The 25324-nt window shown below is 65.9% G+C and carries 25 protein-coding genes; 13 read left to right on the top strand and 12 right to left on the bottom strand.

Annotation, left to right across the window (positions count from 1 at the left end):
• Positions 1-13: 13 nt before the first annotated feature.
• The 3 genes from ShzoTeo12_RS16620 to ShzoTeo12_RS16610 all read left to right on the top strand — a co-directional run bounded on the left by ShzoTeo12_RS16620 (position 14) and on the right by ShzoTeo12_RS16610 (position 4075).
• A complete protein-coding gene (locus ShzoTeo12_RS16620; protein WP_413251157.1) occupies positions 14-1834 on the top strand; it encodes a hypothetical protein in 1821 nt (606 codons plus the stop codon).
• 62 nt (positions 1835-1896) lie between these two features.
• Positions 1897-3477: an exodeoxyribonuclease VII large subunit gene (gene xseA / locus ShzoTeo12_RS16615; protein WP_318910494.1), complete on the top strand. Its 1581-nt coding sequence runs from the start codon at positions 1897-1899 to the stop codon at positions 3475-3477.
• 7 nt (positions 3478-3484) lie between these two features.
• Positions 3485-4075 carry an NAD(P)H-dependent oxidoreductase gene (locus ShzoTeo12_RS16610; protein ID WP_318910493.1) on the top strand — a complete coding sequence of 197 codons (591 nt, stop codon included), beginning with the start codon at positions 3485-3487 and terminating at the stop codon, positions 4073-4075.
• On the opposite strand, the gene ShzoTeo12_RS16605 is transcribed toward ShzoTeo12_RS16610, so the two are convergent.
• A complete protein-coding gene (locus ShzoTeo12_RS16605) occupies positions 4076-4558 on the bottom strand; it encodes a MarR family transcriptional regulator (protein ID WP_318910491.1) in 483 nt (160 codons plus the stop codon). It lies immediately after the preceding gene.
• An 83-nt stretch (positions 4559-4641) separates the two neighbouring features.
• On the opposite strand from ShzoTeo12_RS16605, the gene ShzoTeo12_RS16600 reads away from it, so the two are divergent.
• Positions 4642-5538: an EamA family transporter gene (locus tag ShzoTeo12_RS16600; protein WP_318910490.1), complete on the top strand. Its 897-nt coding sequence runs from the start codon at positions 4642-4644 to the stop codon at positions 5536-5538.
• A 79-nt stretch (positions 5539-5617) separates the two neighbouring features.
• Here ShzoTeo12_RS16600 and ShzoTeo12_RS16595 read toward each other — a convergent pair whose 3' ends face one another.
• Together ShzoTeo12_RS16595 and ybaK are read right to left on the bottom strand one after the other, a co-directional pair.
• The gene (locus tag ShzoTeo12_RS16595) at positions 5618-6856 is read right to left on the bottom strand and encodes an aminopeptidase (RefSeq protein WP_318910489.1); all 1239 of its coding nucleotides are present in this window, start codon (positions 6854-6856) and stop codon (positions 5618-5620) included.
• A 61-nt stretch (positions 6857-6917) separates the two neighbouring features.
• Positions 6918-7391, bottom strand: coding sequence for a Cys-tRNA(Pro) deacylase (gene ybaK, locus ShzoTeo12_RS16590; protein WP_318910487.1), 474 nt, complete (start codon positions 7389-7391; stop codon positions 6918-6920).
• A 189-nt stretch (positions 7392-7580) separates the two neighbouring features.
• Here ybaK and ShzoTeo12_RS16585 point away from each other — a divergent pair, with 189 nt between their 5' ends.
• On the top strand, positions 7581-7757 hold the full coding sequence (locus tag ShzoTeo12_RS16585) for a hypothetical protein (protein ID WP_318910485.1): 177 nt from the start codon (positions 7581-7583) through the stop codon (positions 7755-7757).
• Between the two features lie 228 nt (positions 7758-7985).
• Here ShzoTeo12_RS16585 and ShzoTeo12_RS16580 read toward each other — a convergent pair whose 3' ends face one another.
• The 5 genes from ShzoTeo12_RS16580 to ShzoTeo12_RS16560 all read right to left on the bottom strand — a co-directional run bounded on the left by ShzoTeo12_RS16580 (position 7986) and on the right by ShzoTeo12_RS16560 (position 14808).
• Complete coding sequence (locus tag ShzoTeo12_RS16580; RefSeq protein WP_318910483.1) at positions 7986-8945, bottom strand: glyoxylate/hydroxypyruvate reductase A; 960 nt, start codon at positions 8943-8945, stop codon at positions 7986-7988.
• Positions 8946-8959: 14 nt separating this feature from the next.
• Complete coding sequence (locus ShzoTeo12_RS16575) at positions 8960-10594, bottom strand: ABC transporter ATP-binding protein (RefSeq protein WP_318910482.1); 1635 nt, start codon at positions 10592-10594, stop codon at positions 8960-8962.
• A complete protein-coding gene (locus ShzoTeo12_RS16570) occupies positions 10591-11730 on the bottom strand; it encodes an ABC transporter permease (RefSeq protein ID WP_318910480.1) in 1140 nt (379 codons plus the stop codon). The genes ShzoTeo12_RS16575 and ShzoTeo12_RS16570 overlap by 4 nt, the downstream gene beginning before the upstream one ends.
• Positions 11730-12806: a microcin C ABC transporter permease YejB gene (locus tag ShzoTeo12_RS16565; RefSeq protein WP_119257249.1), complete on the bottom strand. Its 1077-nt coding sequence runs from the start codon at positions 12804-12806 to the stop codon at positions 11730-11732. Before ShzoTeo12_RS16565 ends, ShzoTeo12_RS16570 begins: the two co-directional genes overlap by 1 nt.
• Positions 12807-12957: 151 nt before the next feature.
• A complete protein-coding gene (locus ShzoTeo12_RS16560; RefSeq protein WP_318910478.1) occupies positions 12958-14808 on the bottom strand; it encodes an extracellular solute-binding protein in 1851 nt (616 codons plus the stop codon).
• A 181-nt stretch (positions 14809-14989) separates the two neighbouring features.
• On the opposite strand from ShzoTeo12_RS16560, the gene mepA reads away from it, so the two are divergent.
• From mepA to ShzoTeo12_RS16530, 6 genes are all read left to right on the top strand, one after another.
• Positions 14990-16060 carry a penicillin-insensitive murein endopeptidase gene (mepA, locus tag ShzoTeo12_RS16555; protein ID WP_318910476.1) on the top strand — a complete coding sequence of 357 codons (1071 nt, stop codon included), beginning with the start codon at positions 14990-14992 and terminating at the stop codon, positions 16058-16060.
• Positions 16061-16218: 158 nt separating this feature from the next.
• Complete coding sequence (locus ShzoTeo12_RS16550) at positions 16219-16599, top strand: methylglyoxal synthase (protein WP_203317140.1); 381 nt, start codon at positions 16219-16221, stop codon at positions 16597-16599.
• A gap of 61 nt (positions 16600-16660) precedes the next feature.
• A complete protein-coding gene (locus ShzoTeo12_RS16545) occupies positions 16661-17686 on the top strand; it encodes a glucokinase (RefSeq protein WP_119257245.1) in 1026 nt (341 codons plus the stop codon).
• A gap of 117 nt (positions 17687-17803) precedes the next feature.
• Positions 17804-19597 carry an ABC transporter ATP-binding protein gene (locus ShzoTeo12_RS16540; RefSeq protein WP_318910473.1) on the top strand — a complete coding sequence of 598 codons (1794 nt, stop codon included), beginning with the start codon at positions 17804-17806 and terminating at the stop codon, positions 19595-19597.
• 18 nt (positions 19598-19615) lie between these two features.
• A complete protein-coding gene (dapB, locus tag ShzoTeo12_RS16535; RefSeq protein ID WP_318910472.1) occupies positions 19616-20434 on the top strand; it encodes a 4-hydroxy-tetrahydrodipicolinate reductase in 819 nt (272 codons plus the stop codon).
• Between the two features lie 24 nt (positions 20435-20458).
• Complete coding sequence (locus ShzoTeo12_RS16530) at positions 20459-21094, top strand: 2,3-bisphosphoglycerate-dependent phosphoglycerate mutase (RefSeq protein WP_318910470.1); 636 nt, start codon at positions 20459-20461, stop codon at positions 21092-21094.
• 52 nt (positions 21095-21146) lie between these two features.
• Here ShzoTeo12_RS16530 and ShzoTeo12_RS16525 read toward each other — a convergent pair whose 3' ends face one another.
• Both ShzoTeo12_RS16525 and ShzoTeo12_RS16520 read right to left on the bottom strand, forming a co-directional pair.
• Positions 21147-22019: a bifunctional helix-turn-helix domain-containing protein/methylated-DNA--[protein]-cysteine S-methyltransferase gene (locus ShzoTeo12_RS16525; protein WP_318910469.1), complete on the bottom strand. Its 873-nt coding sequence runs from the start codon at positions 22017-22019 to the stop codon at positions 21147-21149.
• A gap of 71 nt (positions 22020-22090) precedes the next feature.
• Complete coding sequence (locus tag ShzoTeo12_RS16520; RefSeq protein ID WP_318910468.1) at positions 22091-22591, bottom strand: DUF2244 domain-containing protein; 501 nt, start codon at positions 22589-22591, stop codon at positions 22091-22093.
• A 69-nt stretch (positions 22592-22660) separates the two neighbouring features.
• On the opposite strand from ShzoTeo12_RS16520, the gene nth reads away from it, so the two are divergent.
• A complete protein-coding gene (gene nth, locus ShzoTeo12_RS16515) occupies positions 22661-23425 on the top strand; it encodes an endonuclease III (RefSeq protein ID WP_318910466.1) in 765 nt (254 codons plus the stop codon).
• Here the strand turns inward: nth and ShzoTeo12_RS16510 are convergent.
• Positions 23415-23987 carry a TetR/AcrR family transcriptional regulator gene (locus ShzoTeo12_RS16510; protein ID WP_318910465.1) on the bottom strand — a complete coding sequence of 191 codons (573 nt, stop codon included), beginning with the start codon at positions 23985-23987 and terminating at the stop codon, positions 23415-23417. The two genes, nth and ShzoTeo12_RS16510, sit on opposite strands and share 11 nt — an antisense overlap.
• Positions 23988-24124: 137 nt before the next feature.
• On the opposite strand from ShzoTeo12_RS16510, the gene ShzoTeo12_RS16505 reads away from it, so the two are divergent.
• On the top strand, positions 24125-24553 hold the full coding sequence (locus ShzoTeo12_RS16505) for a VOC family protein (RefSeq protein ID WP_318910464.1): 429 nt from the start codon (positions 24125-24127) through the stop codon (positions 24551-24553).
• On the opposite strand, the gene ShzoTeo12_RS16500 is transcribed toward ShzoTeo12_RS16505, so the two are convergent.
• Positions 24536-25261 carry a sulfate transporter family protein gene (locus tag ShzoTeo12_RS16500; protein WP_318910463.1) on the bottom strand — a complete coding sequence of 242 codons (726 nt, stop codon included), beginning with the start codon at positions 25259-25261 and terminating at the stop codon, positions 24536-24538. The two genes, ShzoTeo12_RS16505 and ShzoTeo12_RS16500, sit on opposite strands and share 18 nt — an antisense overlap.
• Positions 25262-25324: the final 63 nt, after the last annotated feature.

Raw genomic sequence — 25324 nt, 5'->3', positions numbered from 1 at the left:
CGTGTCGAAAACCATGCCTGCGGCTCTCCCGCTCGCACCAGCGGGCACATCCGCGCCGCGTCAGGGCATGACGCTGCAGGTGCTCGCCCTCTATGCGCTCGTGGCGATTTCCCTCGTGCTTGTCGTTTCACTGCCCTTCGCCACGGACTATGTCGGCGCCGACAATGACGACACGATGCGACTCGTCGTGGTGCGCGACCTGCTGGCCGGCCAGAGCTGGTTCGACACGACGCAATACCGCCTTGGCCTTGCGGGGGGCACGCTGATGCACTGGTCGCGCTTCATCGACCTGCCGATCGCCAATCTCATCAGCTTCTTCTCGCTGTTCACCGATGCGCGGCATGCCGAGGCCATCGCGCTCGCCGTCTGGCCGACATCCCTCGTCGTGCCGGTGCTGTACGGCATGGGGCTTGCGGGCTACCGGCTCGGCGGCAAGGCCGCCATGCATGCGACGCTGGTGCTGACCACCGTCTTTGTCGTCGCGCTCAATCGCTTCCAGCCGGGCGCCATCGATCATCACAATGTCCAGCTCGCGCTTATCGCCTGCATATCGGCCATGCTGCTCGATCCCGGCAGGCGGGCGCGCGACCATGCGGTGGCCGGCCTGCTTGCCGGCCTTGCCATCGCCATCGGCGCGGAGACGACGCCGCTGATCGGCGCCGTCTGCCTTGTCGTCGCGCTGCGCTGGGTGTGGCACGGAGAAGCCTTCCGCGAGGCGGCGGCCGCCTTCGGCCTGTCGCTGGCGCTGACGATCACCGTCGCCTTCTTCGCGACGGTCGCATCCGCGCGCTACACGCAGGTGACCTGCGACAGCCTTTCCTATGGCTTCTATGCGCTGGCGACGCTCGGCGGCGGCGTGCTGTTCCTGGTGGCCTCGCTCGCCAGCGGCCGGTCGTTCGGCGGAAGGCTTGCGGCGCTTGCCGGCGGCGGCGCGATCCTTGCGGCCTCGGTGCTGATCATCGCGCCCGGCTGCCTTGCCAACCCGCTCGACACGCTCGATCCGCTGTTGAAGACCTTCTGGCTCTCCGGCGTCATTGAGGCGCAATCGGCCGTCGCGCAGTTCAGGCTCGATCCGGGATCGGTCGGCAGCTTCTATGCACCCGGCCTTCTCGCCATGCTGGTCTGCCTCTGGCGCATCCGGCGGAGGGAAGCCGCCGAGGGGCATCTCGTCGTCCTCAGCCTGCTGGCGGTCGCCTTCGCCGTCTCGCTGATCCAGATCCGCGGCGCGATCTTCTCCAACATGCTCTCGGCGCTGCCGCTCGGCCTTGCCATCGCTGATCTCAGGAAAGCCTCCAACGCCGCCCCGAAGAACCTCAAGCTCGGGCTCGCCTTCATCGCCATGACGCTCGCCTCCGTGCCCGCGAGCTGGGCGCTTGCGGGCGCGCTGCTGCCCGGCCGCTCGCAGGACACGCTGCGCGCCGGGCTCTCCAGCACCGCCGCCGAGCGCCCCTCCTGCACCGCCGAGGCATCGATCGCCCCGCTCGCCGCCGAGCCCGTCGGCGTGGTGGCCGGCGCCTCCAATCTCGGTTCGCCGATCCTGCGCTATACCGGCCACCGCGTTCTTTCCGCGCCCTATCACCGCAACCAGGGCGGCATGCTGACGGAACTGCATATCGGCCTTTCCAACCCGCACCAGGCGGAAGCCTTCCTGCGCGGCGCGCATGTGACGCTGCTCGCCTTCTGCGGGGCGGATACGCAGACCCGCGACATCGCCGAAGCGGAGCCCGGCGGCCTTTACGCCGATCTCCTCAAGGGCAGGGTGCCGGCCTATCTGGAGCCGGTTGCCGGCACGGAAAACGCCGCCTTGCAGCTCTACCGGATGCGGCCGGAATAGGGCTGGGGATGCCGGTGTGCCCTGCCGTGCCATCGGCGGGAAAACGCACTACACTTGCCGGCATGAGCTTCTTTTCCGAAAACGATTCGCCCAGCAACCTTGCCGAATATTCGGTGTCGGAGCTGTCCGGCTCCATCAAGCGCACCGTCGAGCAGGCCTTCGACCAGGTGCGCGTGCGCGGCGAGATTTCCGGCTATCGCGGCCCGCATTCCTCGGGACATGCCTATTTCTCGCTGAAGGACGACAAGGCGCGCATCGACGCGGTGATCTGGAAGGGCAGCTTCTCGCGCCTTCGCTTCAAGCCGGAAGAGGGCATGGAGGTGATCGCGACCGGCAAGATCACCACCTTCCCGGGCTCCTCGAAATACCAGATCGTCATCGAGACGCTGGAGCCGGCCGGCGCCGGCGCGCTGATGGCGCTGCTGGAAGAGCGCCGCCGCAAGCTTGCCGCCGAAGGGCTGTTCGATACGGATCGCAAGAAGCCGCTGCCCTTCCTGCCCAAGGTCATCGGGGTCGTGACCTCGCCCACCGGCGCGGTCATCCGCGATATCCTCCACCGCATCGCCGACCGTTTCCCGGTCCATGTCGTGGTATGGCCGGTGAAGGTGCAGGGCGAAGGCTCGGGGCAGGAGGTCGCGGCGGCCATCGAGGGCTTCAACACGCTGGACCCGCTCGGGCCGATCCGGCGGCCGGACGTGCTGATCGTCGCGCGCGGCGGCGGCAGCCTCGAAGACCTCTGGAGCTTCAACGACGAGATCGTGGTACGTGCCGCAGCCGCCTCGCGGATCCCGCTGATCTCCGCCGTCGGCCACGAGACGGACTGGACGCTGATCGACCACGCGGCCGACCGCCGCGCGCCGACGCCCACGGGCGCGGCCGAAATGGCCGTGCCAGTGAAGGCCGATCTCGATGCGGAGATCGCCTCGCTCGCCGCGCGGCTGCGCGGGGCGACGGCCCGCCAGATGGACAACCGCCGGCAGGGTGTTCGCGCGCTTGCCCGCGCGCTTCCCTCGCTCGACCAGCTTCTCGCCCTGCCGCGCCGCCGCTTCGACGAGGCATCGGCCGGGCTCGGGCGCGGCCTGCAGATGAACACGGTGAACAAGCGCCGCGCCTTCGAGCGCACGGCGGCGCATCTGCGGTCCGACATGCTGCTGACCCGCATTGGCGAGCGCCGCCAGCGTGTCGCCGACCGGCTGCTCCGGGCCGAGCGCATCGTGGAGCGCCGGCTCGACCAGCTCCGCGCGCGCCTCTCGGCCTTCGACGTATCGCTGCGCGCGACGCCCGCCCGCATCACGGCACAGACCGAACGCGCGCGCGACCGGCTGAACGGCCTTGCTCTTCGGGCGGAGAGCGCGCTTTCCGGCGACCTTTCCAGGCGGCGCGCCCTGCTTCTGGCGCAGGATCGCATGCTGCAGTCCCTCTCCTATCGCAATGTGCTGAAGCGCGGCTATGCGCTGGTGCGCGACGAGGACGGCGTGCCGGTCAAGGGCGCCGCCGAGCTTGGCCCCGGCCGTGCCATCGCCATCGAGTTCGCCGACGGCACGGTGGATGCCGTCACCGGATCGGGCGGCGGGACGCCAAGAAAGAAGCCGGCGAAGGCGGAAGCGGAGAAGCCCGCGACCCGCCAGGGCTCGCTGTTCTGAGGCCGCCATGCGCATCCTTCTCGTGCTCGCCCATCCGCTGGAGGAAAGTTTTGCCGCAAGCGTCACTGAAACGGTACGCCGGAAGCTGATCGCCAACGGCCACACTGTCGACCTGCTCGATCTCTACCGCGAGGACTTCGACCCGCGGCTCAGCCATTCGGAACGCTCGCGCTATTTCGAGCCGGCTTACGACCCATCCGAGGCCGGGCCCTTCGTCTCCCGGCTGAAGCAGGCGGATGGGCTGGTGCTGGTATTTCCGCAATGGTGGTTCAATTTTCCGGCCATCCTCAAGGGGTTCTTCGACCGGGTCTTCGCACCGGGCGTCGCCTTCGAGAACGATCCGGACGGCGGGCGCATCCAGCCGCGGCTCGGCAATATCCATCTCTTCTGGGCCTTCACCACGACGGGCTCGCCCTGGTGGGTGGTCAACCTCTATATGGGCAACCCGGTGCGGCGCCTGCTGAAGCGCGGCATCGCCGCCTTCTGCGCCAAGGGGCTCGATTTCAAGATGGTCAATCTCTACGACATGGACCGCATCGACGATGCGAAGCGCAAGGCGCATCTCGCACGGGTCGAAAAACTCGTCGACCGGATCTGACTATTCGAAATCCTTGAGGAATTTTCGCAGGAGGCTATCGAGCGCCGCCCGCTCGCCCGCGTCCAGGCTTTCGAGCAGCCGATGCTCGTTTTCGACATGGGCCGTCACCGCCTCGTCCACCAGCGCAAGACCCTTCGGCGTCAGCGCGATGATGACGCCGCGCCGGTCGTCCGGATTGTGCGAGCGCTCGATCAGCGCGGCCTTTTCCAGCTGGTCGAGCCGGTTGGTCATCGTGCCGGAGCTGACCATGGTCGTCGCGATGAGATCGCCGGGCGAAAGCCGGTAGGGCGGGCCGGAACGACGCAGCGTCGCCAGCACGTCGAAGCTCGCCGAATTGAGCCCATGCGCCAGGAGCGTCTTCTCGATCTCGCGGGCGACATGGATGCGCAGCCGCGCCAGCCGGCCGAAGAGGCCCATCGGCGCGACGTCGAGGTCCGGCCGTTCGCGGTTCCACTGTTCAAGAATTCTGTCGACGTGATCCATGGCTCGACTAAAGCAGAAATTATCTTGACGTCAAGATAAACCAATATATCTTGAGATCAAGATTCTTTATATGGAGACATTCCATGTCCCGCGCTTCCGACCTTCTCCTCACCGCCATCGCGCCCGCCGTCTGGGGCAGCACCTATATCGTCACGACCGAGCTTCTGCCGGCCGGCTATCCCCTGACCGTCGCCATGCTGCGCGCCCTGCCCGCCGGGCTTCTCCTGCTGGCGCTTGTTCGCCAGCTGCCCAGCGGCATCTGGTGGCCGCGCACCTTCCTGCTCGGCGCGCTGAACTTCTCCTTCTTCTGGGCAATGCTCTTCGTTTCGGCCTACCGGCTGCCGGGCGGTGTCGCGGCAACGGTCGGGGCCATCCAGCCGCTGATCGTGCTCGGCCTGTCGCGTGCGGTGATGGGAACGGTCGTGCGGCCGCTCTCGGTTCTCGCCGGCCTTGCCGGCATCGGCGGCGTCGCGCTGCTGGTGCTGACGCCGGCCGCGGCGCTCGACCCGGTCGGCATCGCCGCGGGCCTTGCCGGCGCGGTCTCCATGGCCTTCGGCACCGTGCTCTCACGCCACTGGCAGCCGCCCGTGCCGCCGTTGACCTTCACCGCCTGGCAACTCACCGCCGGCGGCCTACTGCTGGTGCCCGTCGCACTGGTCTTCGAGCCGGCCTTGCCGATGCCGACAACGGAAAACCTCGTCGGCTTCCTCTATCTCGGCGTGATCGGCGGGGCGCTCACCTATATCGTCTGGTTCCGCGGCCTTGCGCGGCTCGATCCGGCAACGATCTCGCCGCTCGGCTTCCTCAGCCCGCTTGTCGCCGTCGTGCTCGGCTGGGCGCTGCTCGGGCAGGATCTCAGCCTGCTGCAGATCGGCGGCATGGTCGTCGTGCTGGGCAGCGTGTGGCTCAGCCAGCGGGCGCAGGCGACAGTGGCGCAGCCTGCCGCCGGCGGAAAGGCCGTATCGTCAGCCGCTCGCTGACGATTTTCATCCCGCCCGCAGCCATCATCCCCGGGTCAAACCCGGGGATGAGCGTGCCGGAGGAATGGGATGCGAAAGCTCACGCCCACTCGCCGGCGCGCATGACCGGGGTGCGGCTTCCATCGGCGCGGATGCCGTCGATATCCACCTTGTCGGAGCCGATCATCCAGTCGATGTGGATCAGGCTTTCATTGCCGCCCTGCGCGCGGATCTGCTCCGGTGAAAGGCTTGCGCCGTCGAGGAAGCACTTGGAATAGCACTGGCCGAGCGCGATGTGGCAGGAGGCGTTCTCGTCGAACAGCGTGTTGTAGAAGAGGATGCCGCTTGCCGAGATCGGCGAGGAATGCGGCACCAGCGCCACTTCGCCAAGCCGGCGCGCGCCCTCGTCCGTGTCCAGCACCTTGTTCAGCACAGCCTCGCCCTTCGACGCCTTCGCCTCGACGATGCGGCCGCCCTCGAAGCGCACCTGGATATCGTCGATCAGCGTGCCCTGGTGGGAAAGCGGCTTGGTAGAGGAGACGTGGCCTTCGACGCGCAGCGCATGGGGCGTGGTGAAGACCTCTTCCGTCGGGATGTTGGGATTGCAGGTGATGCCGTTCTTCGCCGTGGAGGCGCCGCCGTGCCATTCGTGACCATCGGCAAGGCCGACCGTGAGGTCCGTGCCCGGACCCTTGAAATGCAGGGCGGAGAAGCGCTCGCCATTCAGCCAGGCCGAGCGCTTGGCAAGGTTCGCATTATGCGCCGCCCAGGCCGCGACCGGATCGGCAACGTCGACGCGCGAGGCGGCGAAGATGGCATTGGCGAGTTTCTCGACCGCCACGTTTTCCGGGTCGTTCGGGAAGACCTGCTTCGCCCAGGACGGGTTCGGATAGGAGACGATGTTCCAGTTGATGTCGAAATTGGCGATCTTCTCCAGCGCCGGCTTGTAGGCGGTGGAATTGGCCTTGTTGGCGCGGGCGACCTTGGCCGGATCCTCGGCCGAAAGCAGCATCGGATTGTCGCCGGCGATGGCGAGGCGCGCCGCGCCGTTGGCGTAAGCCTTGGCCATGCCCTCGTAGAGCCAGTCCGTCGCGCGGTCGAAGCTCTCGTCCGGCGCATGGCGGTAGCGGGCGAGCGTCGCCTCCTCGTCGGCATAGAAGGTACTGACGAGGCCTGCGCCGGCCATATAGGCATGCTTGGTGATGAGGCGGACGAGCGGCAGCGCGGCGATCGGCGCGGTCATCACGAGGTCCTGCCCCTTCTGGAGCTGGAGGCCGACGCGCACGGCGACTTCGGCGAGTTTTTCGAGCTTTTGCGGATCGACGGAAGGATTGGTCATGGCAGCCTGCTTTCTGGAATCGATGCGGGAAACGTAGTGCGCCAAAGCGGCAATGAGAAGGTCAGGCGACGACGGGCGCGGCAATCGCCTTCAGCGCCATCACCACGTCGCGCGGCGCAAGGCGTACCTGGAGGCCGCGCTGGCCGCCGTTCATGTAGACGGCCTCATGCGCCAGCGCCTCCTCCTCTATGGCGGCCGGCACCTGCTTCTTCTGGCCGAAGGGGCTGATGCCGCCGACGACGAAGCCGGTCAGCCGCTCGGCATCCGCCGGCTTCATCATGTTGGCGGACTTGCCCTTGAAGGCACTTGCCAGCTTTTTCATGCTGACCTCGCGATCCGAGGGCACGATGACGCAGACCGGCTTGCCGTCCACCTCCGCCATCAGCGTCTTGAGGACACGCGCTGGATCCTCCCCCAACGCTTCGGCGGCCTGGATGCCGACGCGGTCGGCGGTCGGGTCGTAGTCGTAGGTGTGGACGGTGAAGGAAACGCCGGCCTTGGCGAGGGCCTGGGTGGCGCGGGTGGTCTTGGACATGGCGGGCCATCAATGAGAAATCGATCGGTCCGCATGGGTGCAGGAGAGGAGCCGGCATGTCAATGCGGTCGGGGCGCCAGTGAGCGACGGCGCGCCTGTTCCCGCGGGAACAGCGGACGGCGGAGGGATGTGAGACCTTCTGATCACCGGATGAGAGAGGCTCATCCCCACCGATCAGGAGAGAGACCCATGCGCAAGATCATCATTTCCGCCACCATCGCCCTCGTCGCCGCCATCTCCTTCGCCGCCCCCTCGCAGGCCGGCTACTACAGCTACGGCTACGAGCCCTATTGCTTCGTCAAGAAGGTGAAGACCTACGACTATTACGGCAATGTGATCGTCAGGAAGATCAGGGTCTGCCGCTGAGCGACCCCTCACTGACCTCCCCGAAGGCCCGGATGTTCCCTGCATCCGGGTCTTTCGTTGTCCGGCGGTGCGGATGCGTGGACCCTCGGGTCGAGCCCGAGGATGACGACAGAAGGGAAGTATGGCGCATCTACCAGCCGGCCCGCATGCCGCAGCGTTCAAGGGAAGCGGAAACATGCCCTCCCCTCCGTCATCCTCGGGCTCGACCCGAGGAGCGGCACGGCACGCTCAATAGCCGGCGCTGCGATCCACCAGATGCTCCAGCGGCTTGCCGCTTTCCAGCCGCCCGATCTGGTGGGCGACGTGGCGGAAGAGGGCGGCGACGTCGGAGGCGGCCGCGGCGTGGGGGGTCATGAAGACCTTGTCCATCGACCAGAACGGGCTTTCGAGCGGCAGCGGCTCCTGCTGGAAGACGTCGAGCGAGGCGCCGCGCAGCGTGCCGTCGTTGACGGAGGCGACGATGTCGGCCTCGACCTGGCTGCCGCCGCGGCCGCCATTGATGAAGACCGGGGCGCCGAACGGGCCCTTGCGGCTGAGGCGGGTGAAGAGGCCGGTATTGTAGATATCGCGCGTATCCGGCGTCAGCGGCAGCAGGCCGACGAGGAAATCGGTCCTGCCGAGGAAGGCGTCGAGGCCCTTCTCGTCATAGGTCTCGAAGTCCTCGGCCTTGCGGCCGCTCTTCGACCAGCCGATGACGTTGAAGCCGAGCGCCCTCAGCTTTTGCGCCGAATCCTGCCCGAGTACGCCGAAGCCCATGATGCCGACGGTGATGTCCTTCGCCTCGGGCTGGGGAAGCTCGCGCCAGATGCGCTTTTGCCGCAGCGCCTCATAGGCCTGGTGCTGGCGCAGGTGCATGAGGCATTGCATGACGATCCATTCGCTCATGCGGGTCGTCAGCGTGTCGTCGACGAAGCGGACGAGCGGCACGTCCGGCAGGCCAGGCAGCGTCAGCACATGGTCGACGCCGGCACCGCCGGAGAAGACGACCTTGAGATCCTTCGCGCGGGAGAAGAGATCGGCGCTTGGCCTCCAGACCACCGCGTAGTCGATGCCGGAAAGGTCGCGGTTGCGGTTTGCCGGATGCAGCAGGTTGATGACCTCGCGTTCGGGAAAAGCGCCCTTGAGCGCGGCGGCGACCTCTTCCTGGTCGAATTTCAGATCGATGATGACCGGGCTTTTCGTCGACATGCTGCTTCCTGCTGCTACTGGCTTATCGTCTCGCTGCGGACGGCTTCGAGGTTGAAGGCGGCGGCCATGAGGGCCTTGGTATAGGCCTCGCCCGGCCGCTCGATGATATCCTTCGCCCGGCCCTTTTCCACCACGCGCCCGCCGCGCATGACGATGATGTCGTTGGCGAGCGCACGCACGACCTTGAGGTCGTGGCTGATGAAGAGATAGGCGAGATTGTGCTTCGCCTGAAGATCGCGCAAGAGTTCGACCACCTGCGCCTGCACGCTCATGTCGAGCGCGGAGGTCGGCTCGTCCAGCATGACGAATTCGGGTTTCAGCACCATGGCGCGGGCGATCGCGATGCGCTGGCGCTGGCCGCCGGAAAATTCGTGCGGGTAGCGCCAGCGGGTCGTGGGGTCGAGGCCGGTTTCCTCCAGTGCAGAGGCGACGCGATGGTCGCGCTCGGCTTCGGAAAGCGAGGGCTCGTGGATCTTCAGGCCTTCAGCCACGATATCGGCGACCGACATGCGCGGCGAGAGCGAGCCGAAGGGGTCCTGGAAGACGATCTGCATGCGCCGGCGCAGCGGCCGCATCTCGGCGAAGGTGCGACTGGCAATATCCTGCCCGACGAAGGCGATGCGGCCTTTCGAGGAGATAAGGCGCGTCAGCGCGAGGCCGAGCGTCGTCTTGCCGGAGCCGGATTCGCCGACGACGCCGAGCGTGTGGCCGGCGCGCAGTTTCAGGTCGATGCCGTCGACGGCCTTCACGTGGTCCACCACGCGACGCATGAAGCCGGCCTTGATCGGGAACCAGACCTTGACGTCCTCCGCCTCCACGACGACAGGCTGGCTGTCGTCGGCCGGACGCGGCTCGCCCCGCGGCTCGGAGGCGAGCAGGTGACGGGTATAGGCGTGCTGCGGGTTGGAGAATATCTCTTCGACAGGGCCGGTCTCGACGATCTTGCCCTTCGTCATCACGCAGACCCGGTCGGCGAACTTGCGCACGATGCCGAGGTCGTGGGTGATGAAGAGCATGGACATGCCGTGCTCTTCCTTGAGGTTCTTCAGGAGCTCGAGGATCTGCGCCTGCACGGTGACGTCGAGCGCGGTGGTCGGCTCGTCGGCGATCAGGAGTTCCGGGCGGTTGGCGAGCGCCATGGCGATCATGACGCGCTGGCGCTGGCCGCCGGAAAGTTCGTGCGGATAGGCGGCGAGGCGCTTTTCCGGCTCGCGGATGCCGACCTGATTGAGGAGTTCGAGGATTTTCGCGCGCGCGGCGGGGCCTTCGATATCCTGGTGCAGCTTCAGGATCTCGCCGATCTGCCGCTCGATGGAATGGAGCGGATTGAGCGAGGTCATCGGCTCCTGGAAGATCATGGTGATGTCGTTGCCGCGCACATTGCGCAGCGCCGCATCCGACGCTTTCAGGAGGTCCTTGCCCTTGAAGACAATCTCGCCGGACGGATGGCTTGCGGCGGGATAGGGCAGCAGCCTCAGGACCGAGTTCGCCGTCACCGACTTGCCGGAGCCGGATTCGCCGACGAGGGCGACGACCTCGCCGCGGTGGATCTCGAAGGAGACGCGGTCGACGGCGAGCGAGGTGTTGCCGCCCTGGTGGAAGGCCACCGACAGGTCGCGGACGGAAAGAATGGTTTCGGGAGCGCTCACCGGAAGGTCTTCCTCGGATCGAAGGCGTCGCGCGTCGCTTCGCCGACGAAGATCAGCAGCGACAGCATGACGGACATGACGACGAAGGCGGTGAGGCCGAGCCACGGCGCCTGAAGGTTCTCCTTGCCCTGCGCGATCAGTTCGCCGAGCGAGGGCGAGCCCGGCGGCATGCCGAAGCCCAGGAAATCGAGCGAGGTGAGCGTGGTGATCGAGCCCGACAGGATGAAGGGCAGGAAGGTGAGCGTCGCGACCATCGCGTTGGGCAGGAGGTGCCGCGCCATGATCGTCGCATTGCCGACGCCGAGCGCACGGGCGGCCCGGACATATTCGAAATTGCGGGCGCGCAGGAACTCGGCGCGCACCACGCCGACGAAGCCGACCCAGGAGAAGAGCAGCATGATGCCGAGCAGGATCCAGAAGCCGGGCGGCAGGATGGCGGCGATGATGAGCAGGATATAGAGCACCGGCATCGAGGACCAGATCTCGATGAAGCGCTGCATCAGAAGGTCCGTCCAGCCGCCGAAATAGCCCTGTATGGCACCGGCCGTCACGCCGACCACGGCCGAGCAGATCGTCAGCGCGAGGCCGAAGAGCACGGAGATGCGGAAGCCGTAGATGACGCGGGCGAGCACGTCGCGCGCCTGGTCGTCCGTGCCGAGCCAGTTGAGATTGTGCCAGTTGCAGTTCACGTCCGCCGCGCCGTCCGGATAGCCGGAGCAGCGCTCCTCCTTCGACATCAGCCAGAAGGGCTTGGTCGGCGCGGAATGCGGGATGTTGGAATTGGTGTTGCTATAGGAATAGCGGATCGGCGGCCAGATCATCCAGCCGTTCGCCTCGATCTCCTCGGTGATGAAATCGGAGCGGTAGTCCGTCTCGGCGAGGAAACCGCCGAATTTCTCCTCCGGGTAATCGATCACGACGGGGAAGAGCAGCTCGCCCTTGTAGGAGGCGAGGATCGGCCGGTCGTTGACGATGCATTCGGCAAAGAGGCTGAGCACGAAGATGACGAGGAAGATCCAGAGCGACCAGTAGCCGCGCCGATTCGCCTTGAAGTTCTCCCAGCGCCGCTTGTTCGTCGGCGAGAGCAGGCCCTTCCTTGGTGGAGCGATCGGGGTCGTATCCGTCACGGCGGTCATCAGACGTCCCTCCGCTCGAAATCGATGCGCGGATCGACCCAGGTATAGATGAGGTCGGAGACGAGGGAGACGACGAGGCCCATCAGCGAGAAGATGAAGAGCGTCGCGAAGACGATGGGATAGTCGCGCCGGACGATGGAATCGTAGCCGAGGCGGCCGAGGCCGTCGAGCGAGAAGATATATTCGATGAGGAGCGAGCCCGTGAAGAAAGCCGAGATGAAGGCGCCGGGGAAGCCGGCGATGATGATCAGCATGGCATTGCGGAAGACGTGGCCGTAGAGCACCTGCCCCTCGGTCAGGCCCTTGGCGCGGGCCGTCGTGACATATTGCTTCTTGATCTCGTCGATGAAGGAGTTCTTCGTCAGGAGCGTCGTCGTGGCGAAGGCGGAGAGCAGCAGCGTGATCAGCGGCAGCGTCATGTGCCACATGTAGTCGAGCGGCTTCTGCCACCAGGCGAGGCTGCTGAAATTGTCCGAGACGATGCCGCGCAGCGGGAACCAGTCGAGGAAAGAGCCGCCGGCGAAGACGACGATGAGCAGGATACCGAAGAGGAAGCTCGGCACCGCATAGCCGATGATAATGATGCCTGATGTCCAGACGTCGAAGGCCGAGCCGTCCTTCACCGCCTTGTGGATGCCGAGCGGGATGGAGATGGCATAGGAGAAGATAAGAATCCAAACGCCGAGCGAGATGGAGACCGGCATCTTCTGCGCGATGAGGTCGACGACGGAGACGTTGCGGAAGAAGCTCTCGCCGAAGTCGAAGCGCATGTAGTCCCACATCATCGTGAAGAAGCGCTCGAGCGGAGGCTTGTCGAAGCCGAACTGCTTTTCCAGCTTGGCGATGAATTCTGGATCGAGGCCGCGCGCGCCGCGATAGGCGCTGTCCTGCCCGACCTGCAGCATGTCGCCGCCCCCGCCGGACAGGCGATCGCCGCCGCTCTGGCTCGTCAGATCCGCGATGACCTGCTCGACCGGGCCGCCGGGCGCGAACTGCACGATCGCGAACGAGATCGCCATGATGCCGAAGATCGTCGGGATCATCAGCAGGATGCGGCGCAGGATATAGGCGCCCATCAGCGATTACCCGCCCGATTGCGCCGCGTCGATGTCCAGCCGTCCAAGCCCGATCCTTCCGTTCTTCCGCCGCCGCGCGGCCGGTGATTCGTCATCGCTATATGGAGCCCAGCCGGACCGCCTGTGCAAGCCCCGGCTCATTTGCCCCGCCTCACCTGGCTGCGTTCTTCGACCACCAGACATCCGGGAAGCCGAGGCCGTAATAGGGCAGTTCCTTCGGCCGGGCGAGGTGGTTCCAGTAGGCGACCTGTACCGACTTGGAATAGAACATCGGCACAAGATAGTGATGGGCGAGCAGCACGCGGTCCATCGCCTTGACGGTGGCGACGAGCTCGGCGCGGTTCGGCGCGAAGATGATCCGGCGGATCAGCTCGTCTATGGCGGGATCGGCGATGCCGGCATAGTTGCGCGAGCCCTGCTGGTCGACCGAGGAGGAACCCCAGTAGTCGACCTGCTCGTTGCCCGGCACCAAGGTCTGCGCCCAGATGCCGTAGAGCATGTCGTAGTCGAAGCTGCGGACGCGGTTGGTGTATTGCGAACTGTCGACCGTGCGGATGCGCGCGTCGACGCCGATATCGGTGAGGCTCTTCACATAGGGCAGGACCGTGCGCTCCTGCGAGGGATTGGACAGCAGGATCTCGATGCCGAAGGGCTCGCCCGTCTTCACGTTCACCAGCTTGCGGTTCTTCAGTTCGTAGCCCGCTTCCTTGAAGAGCATCAGCGCCTTGCGCAGGTTCTCACGCGCCGCCTTCGGATCGCCGGAGACGGGATTGGTATAGGGCGTCGTGAAGACTTCGGACGGGATCTTGTCCTTCAGCTCCTCCAGGATTTCCTTCTCGCGGCCCTCCGGCAGGCCCGAAGAGGCAAGCTCCGTGCCCCAGAAATAACTGTCGATGCGGTTGAGGCGACCATAGGCGAGGTTGCGGTTGAGGCTTTCGAAGTCATAGGCGTAGTTCAGCGCCTCGCGCACCCGCTGATCCCTGAATTTCTCCCGGCGCATGTTCGGCACGAAGGCCTGCATGATGCCGGTGGCGCGCAGCGGATTTTCGATCTCCTCGCGCACGATGCGGCCGTCCTTGGCGGCCGGAAAGTCATAGGCCGTCATCCAGTGGCTGGACGAATTGTCGCGGTAAAAATCGACATTGCCGGCGCGGAAGGCCTCGAATTCCACGTTCCTGTCGCCGAAGAACGTATAGGTGATCGCGCCGAAATTGTTCTGGCCGACATTCACGTTGAGATCCTTGCCCCAATAGTCGTCGCGACGCTCGAAGCGGATGGAGCCGCCGGCCTGGAAGGAGGCGATCCTGTAGGGGCCGGAGCCCATGACGGGCTCCAGCGTCGTGCGGCCTATGTCGCGCTTGTTGCCCTTGGCGTCCGTCCCCTCCCACCAGTGCTTCGGCACGATCTGGAACTGGCCGAGGATGTTGGGAAGCTCGCGGTTGTTCTTCTCGTCGAAGCGGAAGGTGACGTCGCGCTCGCCGGTCTTCTCCGCCGAGACGACGTGCTTGTAGTAGTTGGCGAGCAGCGGATTGTGCTCCTTCGACTTTTCGAAGGAGAAGACCACGTCCTCCGGCGTCACCGGCTGGCCGTCCGCCCACTTGGCTTCGGCTCTCAGGCGGAAGGTGGCGGAGGAAATGTCGTCCGGGAAGGACACGCCCTCGGCCAGCAGGCCATAGGCGGTGGTGATCTCGTCCTCGGCGGATTTCAGCAGCGTGTCGAAGACGAGGGAGGAAACGCCCGAGGCGGCCTCACCCTTGGAGAGGATGGGGTTGAAGGTGTCGTACGTGCCGGTTTCGGAGAGCTTCAACTCGCCGCCCTTCGGCGCTTCGGGATCGACATAGTCGAAATGGGCAAAGCCGTTCGGGTGCTTCAGTTCGCCGATGGTGGAAAGACCGCTGTGCCAGACAGGTTCCTTGGCGTCTTGCGCGAAGGCGCCGGTCGCAGCCCCCAAAGACAGGGCCAGAGCGACCGTGAACACGTTTCTCCCGAAGGCTGCCTGCATGCCAATTCCCTTTCGTATCCTTTGCCGAAGCATGCGGGAGAGAATAGGCAAAATCCGGGCAAATGACAGGCCCGCCATGAAAGCGGCGGTTTTTGCCATGCCTATCACGGGAAGGGATTCACTTCTGCGAAAGGATGGTCGTTTAACCTTTCGCAACCATTGCGACTTTCGAGACCGGACGATGCCAGCCCATTTCCTGCTTTCCCGCCTGACCACCCGCCTTCTCGCCGCCGGCCTTGCGCTGACCGCGCTCGCCTCGCCGCTTGCGGCCGAGGAGCGGCCGGCCAAGGAGCTGTTCGGCGCCAAGCGCCTGCCGGCGATGATGGCGACGAGCCCCTACGGGTCCTATGCCAAGGGCTGCATCGCCGGCGCGGTGGCCATCCCGACGGACGGCCCGGCCTGGCAGGCGATGCGCCTGTCGCGCAACCGCCGCTGGGGCCATCCGAACATGATCGCGCTGCTGGAGCAGTTTTCGCAGGACGCCCGCGAAATCGGCTGGCCGGGGCTGCTGCTCGGTGACATTTCACAGCCGCGCGGCGGGCCGATGCTGTCTGGCCACGCCTCGCACCAGGTCGGCCTTGATGCCGATATCTGGTTCACGCCCATGCCGGACCACCGCCTGTCCGCCGAGGAGCGGGAAAAGCTGCCCTTCACCTCCATGCTCGACAAGAGCAAGTTCCTGACGGTCGATTCGCGCCGCTGGACGCCGACCCATGCCCGGCTCGTCATGAAGGCGGCGAGCTACCCGCAGGTCGAGCGCGTCTTCGTCAACCCGGCGATCAAGAAGAAGCTCTGCGAAACCTGGCAGGGCGACCGCTCGCTGCTCGGCAAGGTGCGACCGATCTACGGCCACGACGAGCATTTCCACATCCGCATCAAGTGCCCGGAGGGCGCACCCGGCTGCAAGCCGCAGGCGCGCGTGCCGGCCGGCGACGGCTGCGATCAATCGCTCGCCTGGTGGTTCACCAAGGAGCCCTGGGAAAAGCCCAAGCCGAAGAAGGACGCCAAGCCGGTCAAGCCCTGGTATGTCAAGATGTCGGACCTGCCGAAAGCCTGCGGCACGGTCCTGGCGAGCGCCTCGCCTTCTTCCGAGCAGGAAGTGACCTATCACGGCAATGGCGGCGCCTCGACCGCGCTCGCCTTCTCCGCAAGCGCCGGGGGCGGTGCCAGCGCGACCATCGAATCGGTGATCGCCTCCGATACGGCGCTGCCGGCGATCGTGCCGATCCCGATTCCGCGGCCGTTCCAGTAGGCCAAGGGCCCTCCCTACCCTCTCGCCAGCAAACCTCCTGTTTTCGTCCTCCTTTGTGTGGAGATACCGGCAGACAGAGGGAGGCTGCGGGGCTTTTCAACGCCCCGCCGCTTTTGTATAAGGCGTTCAAATCGATTTAAAATCGCCGAGGAATGCCCATGTCGCGCCGGAAATGCATCGCACTCATCGCGCATGACGAGAAGAAGGACGACATGGCGGCCTTCGCGCTGAAGAACGAGAAGGTTCTTGCGCAGGCACGGATCGTCGCGACCGGCACCACCGGCGGCCGGGTGCTGGACGCCTGTCCCGGCCTCGACGTGACCCGGCTAAAAAGCGGCCCGCTCGGCGGCGACCAGCAGATCGGCGCGCTGATCGCCACGGGCGAGGTGGACGTGCTGATCTTCTTCGTCGACCCGCTGACGCCCATGCCGCACGATGTCGACGTGAAGGCGCTGATGCGGCTTGCGATCGTCTATGACATTCCGATGGCGCTGAACCGGGCGACCGCCGAACAGCTTCTCGACTTTGCCGCCGATTGACGGCAACCTTCGCCGCAGATAGCGAAAGCGGACCATCCACCATAAAGAACGGGACAGCTTGATGGCACGGCCGGGCGACAACGACACGAACTTTCCCTTCCCCATCCTGATCGGCGATATCGGCGGCACCAATGCGCGCTTCGCGCTGCTGGTCGACGCCTTCGCCGAGCCGAAGCATTTTCCCATCGTCCAGACCGCCGATTTCGCCAATATCGACGACGCGCTGCAACGCTGCATCCTCGATACGACCTCCGTGCAGCCGCGCTCGGCGATCCTGGCGCTTGCCGGGCCTATCGAGGGCGACGAGGTGCCGCTGACCAATTGCCCCTGGGTGGTGCGCCCGCGCGACATGATCGCCAATCTCGGCTTCGAGGATGTGCTGCTGGTCAACGATTTCGAGGCGCAGGCGCTTGCCGTCGCCTCGCTCGGCGACGAGGACCGCGAGAAGATCGGCCCCGGCGTGGAGCGGCATTCGGCCTCGCGCGCCGTGCTCGGCCCGGGCACCGGCCTCGGCGTCGCCGGCCTCGTCCATACCCGCCACAGCTGGATTCCGGTTCCGGGCGAAGGCGGCCATGTCGATGTCGGCCCGCGCAGCGAGCGCGACTACCAGATCTGGCCGTTCCTCGAACCCATCGAGGGCCGCATTTCCGCCGAACAGCTCCTGTGCGGGCGCGGCATCATGAACATCTATCATGCTATCTGCGCCACCGACGGTATCGACGCGACGCTTGCGACACCCGCCGACGTTACCGCCAAGGCGCTTGCTCACGAAGACCGTGCGGCGGTCGAGACCGTCTCACTGTTTTCCACCTATCTCGGGCGCGTCGCCGGCGACATGGCGATGATCTTCATGGCCAAGGGCGGCGTTTTCCTGGCCGGCGGCATCTCGCAGAAGATCCTGCCGGCGCTGCGCGGGCCCGAATTCCGCGCCGCCTTCGAGGACAAGGCGCCGCATAGCGCGCTTCTCGGTTCGATCCCCACCTATGTGGTCACCCACCCCGTCGCCGCCCTTGCCGGCCTTGCCGCCTTCGCCCGCATGCCGGACCGCTTCGGTGTTGCAACGGAGGGACGCCGCTGGAAAAGGTGAGCGCTCCGGCGGGCCCGCGCCGTGCCGCGGACTCGCCAAAAGCGGGCCGACACCCTATAGAGCGGCCACGGGCCGGTTCGCCGGCCGCCGTCGAGACCGTGCAGGAAAGTCAGTTTATTGACCGATAAAAGTCGAACCGAGCACCCATCTGTCAGCTCCGATACCATCACCAGCGTGCTCAAGCGCGTCATCGCCGAAAACGGCCGCGAATATATTCGCGGGTACCTGCTGGCGATCCTGTGCCTCGGCATCATCGCCGGCACCACCGCCTACGCCGCATGGATCATGGAATCGGTTGTCAACGAGGCCTTCGCCAACAAGCGCGCCGACCTCGTCCTCATCATCTGCGGCTCGATCTTCGCCGCCTTCGTGTTGCGCGGCTTTGCGACCTATTTCCAGGCCGTCATCCTGTCGAAGATCGGCAACAACATCGTCGCCCGCTACCAGCGTCGGCTCTTCTCCCACCTGATGGCGCTCAGCGTCAGCTATTTCAACGAGTCGCGCTCGGCCTATCTCGCCGCCAAGATCAACCAGAACATCTCCGGCATCCGCGACGTCCTGAACATGACGGTGACGTCGCTCGCGCGCGACCTCCTCACGCTGCTCGCCCTCGTCGGTGTCATGCTCTCGAAGGACTGGCTGCTGACGCTCATCGTCTTCGCCGTCGCTCCACCGCTTCTTCTTGGCCTGCGCTACGTCTCGAAGCGGCTGCGCGCCGCGACGCGCGAATCTGTCGAGCTGAACAGCCACGTACTCGGTGCGATGCAGGAGACGGTGCAGGGCATCACCATCGTGAAGGCCTTCACGATGGAAAACCAGCTCAAGGAGAAGGTCGAGAGCATCATCGAGCGGGCGGAGAACCGGTCGAACCGCATCGCGCGGCTTACCGAGCGCACGGCGCCGATGTCCGAATCCTTCGCCGGCTTCACCATTGCGGGCGTCCTTGCCTATGCCGCCTTCCGCTCAATCTACGGCGGCATCCTGCCGGGCGCGTTCTTCTCCTTCGTGACGGCGCTGCTGATGGCCTACGACCCGGCCAAGCGCCTTGCCCGCCTGCAGGTCTCGCTCGAGCGCGCGGCTGTCAATGCCCGCATGATCTACGAGATCCTTGACCTCAAACCGCGCCAGGCCGACCGCGCCGATGCCCAGCCGCTCGCGATCACCGATGCGGCCATCACCTTCCGCAACGTGCGCTTCGGCTATTCCGAAAGCGAGACGATCCTCAAGGGCGTCAGCTTCACCGCCGAGGGCGGCAGGACGACGGCGCTCGTCGGCCCCTCCGGGGCGGGCAAGTCCACCATCATCAGCCTCATTCCGCGCTTCTACGATCCGGCGGACGGCGAGATCCTGATCGACGGGCAGGACATCGCGCATGTGACCAAGCAGTCGCTGCGCAATGCCATCGCCTATGTCTCCCAGCAGCCCTATCTCTTCGAGGGCACGATCCGCGACAACATCCGCTACGGCCGCCCGGATGCGACGGATGCCGAGATCGAGGAAGCCGCGCGGCATGCCTATGCGCATGACTTCATCCTCGCCCAGCCGCTCGGCTACGACACGCCCGTCGGCGAGAACGGCGTGACGCTGTCCGGCGGCCAGCGCCAGCGGCTTTCCATCGCCCGCGCGCTGGTGCGCAACGCGCCGATCCTCCTGCTCGACGAGGCGACCTCCGCGCTCGACACCGAGTCGGAACAGGCCGTGCAGAAGGCGCTGGACGAGGCGATGAGCGGGCGCACCGTGGTGGTCATCGCGCACCGCCTCTCGACGGTGGTGCGCGCCGACAAGATCATTGCCATGCAGGACGGCATGGTCATCGAGGAAGGCACGCACGAGGACCTTGCGGCGCGCGAGAACGGTCTCTACGCTCGCCTCAACAACCTCCAGGCGCCTGCCGGCCTCACGGGCAAATAGACAGCAAGGACGGAAGACATGAGCGGCAACCCAATGAAGCTGGTCGTCGTCGGCGCCGCGGGCCGCATGGGCCAGACGCTGATCCGCACCATCCACGCCATCGACGGCGCGGAGGTCTTCGCCGCCGTCGAGCGCGAGGGCTCGCCCTTCGTCGGCCGTGACGCGGGGGAGCTTGCCGGCCTCGGCCCGATCGGCGTTCCCGTCACCGACAAGCCGCTGGAGGCCTTCGTGGCGGCCGAGGGCGTGCTCGATTTCACCGCACCCGCCGCCACCATCGAGTTCGCCGGCCTCGCCGCGCAGGCGCGCATCGTGCATGTCGTCGGCACCACCGGCTGCTCGGCCGCCGACGACGAGAAGATCAAGGCCGCCGCCCGCCATGCCCGCGTCGTGAAGTCCGGCAATATGAGCCTCGGCGTCAACCTGCTCGGCGTGCTGACCGAGACGGCCGCCCGCGCGCTCGGCCCCGACGACTGGGACATCGAGGTGCTGGAAATGCACCACAAGCACAAGGTCGATGCTCCCTCCGGCACCGCGCTGCTGCTCGGCAACGCCGCCGCGAAGGGCCGCGGCATTTCGCTGGCGGAGAATTCCGTACGCGTGCGCGACGGCCATACCGGCCCGCGGCCCATGGGCACGATCGGCTTTGCCACGCTGCGCGGCGGCTCGGTCATCGGCGAACATTCCGTGCTGCTCGCCGGCGAGGGCGAGACGGTGACGCTGTCGCACAGCGCGACGGACCGCTCGATCTTCGCCCGCGGCGCCGTCAAGGCGGCGCTCTGGGCGCGCGAGAAGAAGCCCGGCCTCTATTCCATGCTCGACGTGCTCGGGCTCAATTAAAGTCAGCCTCAGGAGACAGACCATATGAGCGGAACCCTCGTCCTCGTTCGCCACGGCCAGAGCGAATGGAACCTGAAAAACCTCTTCACCGGCTGGCGCGACCCCGACCTCACCGAACTCGGCGTCGAAGAGGCCAGGGCCGGCGGCAAGGCGCTCGCCGACACGGGCATCAAGTTCGACATCGCCTTCACCTCAGACCTTTCCCGCGCCCAGAAGACGCTGAAGATCATCCTCGACGAGATCGGCCAGCCGGGTCTCGAGACGATCCGCGACCAGGCGCTCAACGAGCGCGACTACGGCGACCTTTCTGGCCTCAACAAGGACGATGCCCGCGCCAAGTGGGGCGAGGAACAGGTCCATATCTGGCGCCGCTCCTACGACGTGCCGCCGCCGGGCGGCGAAAGCCTGCGTGACACCGGCGCGCGTGTCTGGCCGTACTATCTCACGGAGATCCTGCCCCGCGTGCTGCGCGGCGAAAAGGTACTGGTCGCCGCCCACGGCAACTCGCTGCGCTCGCTGGTCATGGTGCTCGACAAGCTGACGAAGGAAGAGATCCTGAAGCTCAACCTGGCGACCGGCGTGCCGATGGTCTACACGCTCAACGCCGATTCGACGGTGAAGTCGAAGGACGTGCTCGGGGACATGTCGGGCGCGCATTGAGCGCTGTCCCTTCCCATAAGAAAAAGGCCGGCATTCGCCGGCCTTTTGCATTTCAGGCCTTGCCCGATTCCCAGCCCAGCATGGCGCGCTTGCGCGTCAGGCCCCAGTGGTATCCCGTCAGCGCGCCGCTCTTGCCGAGCGCGCGGTGGCAGGGCACCACGAAGGAGATGGGGTTGCGGCCGACGGCGGCGCCGACGGCGCGCGAGGCGGTCGGCTGGCCAAGCCCCTCAGCGATCGAGGAATAGGTGACGGCGCAGCCCATGGGGATGCGCAGCAGCGCCTGCCAGACGCGGACCTGGAAATCCGAGCCGATCAGCACCACGCGCAGCGGCGCCGTCGGGTCCCAGCGCTTCGGGTCGAAGATGCGCTCGGCATAGGCGGCCGTCGCTTCCCGGTCCTCGACATAATGCGCGTTCGGCCAACGCGAGGACATGTCCTCGAAGGCATCCATGCCGTCGGCCTCGTCGGTGAAGGCAAGGCCGGCAAGGCCCCGGTCGGTGATCATGACCAACGCCCCGCCGAAGGGCGAGGGATGGAGGCCATAGCGGATGGTGAGCCCTGCCCCGCGCGCCTTCCACTCGCCGGGCGACATGGCCTCGTGCGTGACGAAGAGGTCGTGCAGCCGGCCGGGACCGGAAAGGCCGACCTCGAAGCTGGTTTCGAGCAGCGGCAGTTCCTCCTGCCGCAGCAGGCGCTTGGCATGGTCGAGCGTCACGGCCTGCAGGAACGCCTTCGGCGAGAGGCCGGCCCAGCGGGTGAAGGTCTTCTGCAACTGCGTCGGCGACTGGCCGAGGCGGCCAGCAATGTCCTCCAGCCCCGGCTGCTCGCGGTAATCCTCGGTGATCATCTCGATGACCCGGCGGACGGTCGTGTAGTCGCCGCCCTCGGGCGTGATGTCGGTTTGCAAAGTCGCGGCAATGTTCATCGCTTTTCTCCTGTGCCGCCACAAAAGCACGCCCCCGGCGTGCCGGCCACCCGTTTCCTGCGGGACTTAGCTTAGTAGCCGCGCTTTACCCGGGCCAGCGCGCCGGAAAAGGCGGAGGCGAAGCGCTCGCGATCGTCGAGCGGCAGGAAGGTGCCGACGTCGGTCTCCCGGCCGTTGCCGCGCACATGCATGGCGGTGATGCCGATCTTCGCCTTGCGCGAGACGAGGAAGCGCGCCCAGAACGGATTGAAGGCATATTCCGTTTCCTTGCCGGACGGCGTGATCTTGCGGATCGAGATGCTGGTGCGCGAGAGAGAAACGATCTCTTTTGCCCTGGCCGCCCGGTTGTTCAGCCAGAAGGCGCCGAAGAGGATGAGGAAATCCGCCCCGAAGAACATGACCACCGGCCAGGCGCCGGAGATCATGAAGACGGCCATGTGGGCGACGCTGAGCGCGCCCGCGATGAGGAAGAAGATACGATGCCCGTTCCGCCCCAGCGAGCGATAGGGATGCAGCTCGGCGGAGAAGACCGGCAGGTCGTTCATCGTGATGTCGGCGTTGCCTTGGGTCATGACGCTTGATTATAAGCAAGCCGCGCGGGACTGTGTAGCGGTTTTGCGGGGGCTCGCATCGGAGGCATCATGGACAGCGTGAAGACCCGGAAGAAAGCGCCCTCGGCGCCGCCGCGCCGCAAGGCGTCCGCGCCGGTGAAGAACCTCTATTCGCAGGCCGAGCTGAAGGAGATCTTCCGCCGCTTCTCCATCCAGCGGCCGGAGCCGAAGGGCGAGTTGGAGCATGTGAACCCGTTCACGCTCGTCGTCGCCGTCGCGCTTTCCGCACAGGCGACCGATGCCGGCGTCAACAAGGCGACGCGCGCCCTCTTCAAGGTCGCCGACACGCCGGAGAAGATGCTGGCGCTCGGCGAGGAGAAGGTGCGGGAGTACATCAAGACCATCGGGCTCTACCGCAACAAGGCGAAGAACGTCATCGCGCTCAGCCGCATGCTCGTCGACCGCTTCAACAGCGAGGTGCCGCGCACCCGCGAGGAGCTGGTGATGCTGCCCGGCGTCGGCCGCAAGACGGCCAATGTCGTGCTCTCCATGGCCTTCGGCCAGGCGACGATGGCGGTCGACACGCATATCTTCCGCATCGCCAACCGGATCCGCCTCGCCCCCGGCAAGACGCCGGACGAGGTGGAGGACAAGCTGATGCGCATCATCCCGGACGAATATCTCTACCACGCCCACCACTGGCTGATCCTGCACGGGCGGTACTGTTGCAAGGCGCGCAGGCCCGAATGCGAGCACTGCGTCATCGCCGATCTCTGCAAGTCGCCGGAAAAGACCTGCGATGTGCCCGCCCCGCTGGTCGAGCTTCCCCCGCAGCTGTTCGGCCCTACGCCCTGAGCCCGTCGAGGAGATCGGCGATCGCCGCCTCGTAGACCTTGCGATCGCCGCCGGCCTCGATGGCGATGGCCGCGCGGTCGAAGGCGGCGGAGAGCAGGCCGGTCAGCGCCGCAAGCCTTGCGGCTTCGATATCCGGCCCGAGCAGGGCGGACAGCCCCTCTTTCAGCGTATCCTCGGCATTGTCCCGGTCGATTGCGCCAGCGCCCGAAAAGCCCAGCACGGCAGGTGCTTCGAGCAGCAGGAGACGCGTGCGACCGGGCTCGGCCATCGCGTCGAAATAGGCTGACGCGCCGAAAAGCAGCGCTTCGCGCGGCGAGCCGGCCGGCAGCGAGACCGTCTCGATCCGCGCCGCCACGGCTTGCGCTTCGTGCTCCAGCACGGCGCGGAACAGCGCCTTCTTGTCCTCGAAATGGTGGTAGAGCGCACCGCGCGTCACTCCTGCTTCCGCAACGATGTCGGGCGTCGCCGTTTCCGCATAGCCCTTCTCCACGAAAAGCCGCCGGGCGGCCTCGATCAGGGCGAGGCGCGTCGCCTCGGTGCGTTCCTTGTTGCTGCGTGCCATGTCGCCTCTTTACATACAATCTGCATGTATGTTAATTAATAGAAACATGTAGACTGTATGTTTTTTCCAAAGGCAAATCCAGCAAAAGCGTGCAGCGGCTTTCGTCCGGAATTGCGCCAGGCAGAAAGGGTAAAGAGATGAAGACGACCAGCTACTATCCCGTGATCATGACGGATGACGTCGCCGGCACCGCCGCCTTCTACACGGCGCATTTCCGCTTCGAGGCGCTCTTCACCAGCGACTGGTACATCCATCTCCAGTCCCGCGAGGACGAGAAGGTGACCCTCGCCGTGCTCGACCGCAACCACGAGACCATTCCGGCCGCCGGCCGGCGCAAAACGGTCTCCGGCCTTCTCCTCAATTTCGAGGTGGAGGATGTCGACGCCGTGCATGACGCCGTGCGCGCCGCCGGCCTGCCGATCCTTGTTGCCATCAAGAACGAGGATTTCGGCCAGCGCCATTTCATCACCGCCGATCCGAACGGCGTGATGATCGACGTGATCACGCCGATCCCGCCGAGCGCCGACTATGCGGCAATGTACGACGCATCAGCCCTGCCGCAGTGAGAAGTCCCGGTCCTTGCGGCTCAGCGCCTTGTGGAGGTGCACCATCAGGCCGGCCGCGAAGAGCGGTGTCATCAGGTTGACGATGGGGATCGCCAGGAAGGCGGCGATGACGAAGCCGGCGAGGAGGACCGTGGAGGCATGCTTGGCGCGGAACAGCCGCGCCTCGGCAGGCGCGCGATAGCGCATGGCGGCGAATTCGAAGAATTCCCGGCCGAGCAGGTAGCCGTTGACGAGGAAGAAGGCGACGAGGTTCACGCCCGGAATGAACAGGAGGAACAGGGCGATCAGGTTGCCGAGGATGACCACGCCGAGGAACTTGATCGATCCCGCGATGGCCTGGCCGAGCGGCAGCGCCGTGCCCTGGGCCTCGCCCGGATAATCGCGCGTCTCGATGACCTCGGCGACATCGTCGAGGAAGAAGCCGGCGATGATCGCCGTCACCGGGGCGAGCAGCAGAGCGAGGCCGAGCGCAAGGCCGAGACTGGCGACGACGCCGAAGACGAAGGTGAGCCAGCCCGCCCAATCCGGCAGGTTCGGCATCATCGCGCCTTCGAACCAGGGCCAGGCGAAGGCGATGAAGGTCTCCCGCAGCCCGAACCAGATCACGACGAGCGCCAGGACGGTGAGCCCGAGGACCTTCCAGAAGACGCTGCGCGTCTCGGGCGCGAAGAGATTGGCGAGCGAAAGCCGGACGGCGTCGAAGATCATCGAAAACTCCTGTTCGGCCTTCGCATGTAGGGTGTGGAAAAGCCCCCGGCAAGGCGCGCGTGC

Origin of the sequence: Shinella zoogloeoides (assembly GCF_033705735.1) — a bacterium.
Taxonomy (GTDB): Bacteria; Pseudomonadota; Alphaproteobacteria; order Rhizobiales; family Rhizobiaceae; genus Shinella; species Shinella zoogloeoides_A.
The sequence above is the reverse complement of the archived record's forward strand: the minus strand, read 5'-3'. Positions and strand labels throughout refer to the sequence as shown.